This window comes from Xenorhabdus stockiae, assembly GCF_002632825.1.
GTDB classification, from domain to species: Bacteria; Pseudomonadota; Gammaproteobacteria; order Enterobacterales; family Enterobacteriaceae; genus Xenorhabdus; species Xenorhabdus stockiae.
In genome coordinates, this window is sequence record NZ_NJAJ01000134.1 from 1 (window position 1) to 786 (window position 786).

Annotated in this window: 2 protein-coding genes; both read left to right on the forward strand. The window is 35.6% G+C overall.

Annotated features, from left to right (window positions below):
• Nucleotides 1-355: hypothetical protein (locus Xsto_RS20775; protein ID WP_099126323.1), on the forward strand; the 355-nt coding region annotated here is incomplete at its 5' end.
• A gap of 77 nt (nt 356-432) precedes the next feature.
• Nucleotides 433-756 (forward strand): hypothetical protein, encoded by a 324-nt coding sequence (locus tag Xsto_RS20780; protein WP_099111117.1) that lies wholly within the window; start codon nt 433-435, stop codon nt 754-756.
• Nucleotides 757-786 lie beyond the last annotated feature (30 nt).

The window sequence follows — 786 nt, forward strand, 5'->3', positions numbered from 1 at the left end:
ACGTGAAGTCTATGTTGTTGACGGTGCTAGCCGGGCTTATTTAAGTGAAAGTGCGGCACTGAATAAATTAGCTTATGTTCGTGCGCAAGAGCAATTCGACAAAGAAAAGAGGCCAAGTAACTATCCTATCAAAAAAGTTAAGCAAGAAGACGGAACGACTAAATTGATGTTTGGTAAGATGCGTCCTGAATTTATGGAAAGACATTCTCAAATTTTGGAAGAACTGAAAGCGGATATTAAACGGGAGCGAGAAAAGATAGCCCTACAGAAAAAGTATTCTCAGGCAATGAGTAAAATTAACGAATTACACGAAACAATATCTGAGTTAGAAATGCAAATAGCCGACTTAGATTAATAATAAAAACAACAAACCAAATTTAATTACAGTGCCATCGCTGGGGAATCGCTTACGCCAAAAACGGAGAATATAGAATGACAGAATTAACCTTGCTTGAAAGAAAGAGAAAGGCTCTTATTAACGCCAAGCTAGATGCATTACAAAAGAAACATGGTTGCCACTCCGTAATAGTCAAAGTAGGTAGAACTAATTACAGACTGGATTTAGACGAAGAAATATTAAATCTAGCTCTAATTGAATTATTTGAAAAAGATACGTTAGCAGTTGGAGGAGAAAAAATACTTATTGATTCATACAGCAACTTTTACACCAAGCATGGAAATCTAACCATAGAGGGCGATGCATTTATGGAAGTAATACTAGAACACATCGCACAAAAAACGGAGCCAATAAAATGAAAAAGAAAACTTATTTAGATTTTGCCAATA

What these genes read in the sequence shown, in the direction of transcription:
- Xsto_RS20780 (WP_099111117.1), top strand. Translation starts at nt 433, where the DNA reads ATGACAGAATTAACCTTGCTTGAAAGAAAGAGAAAGGCTCTTATTAAC.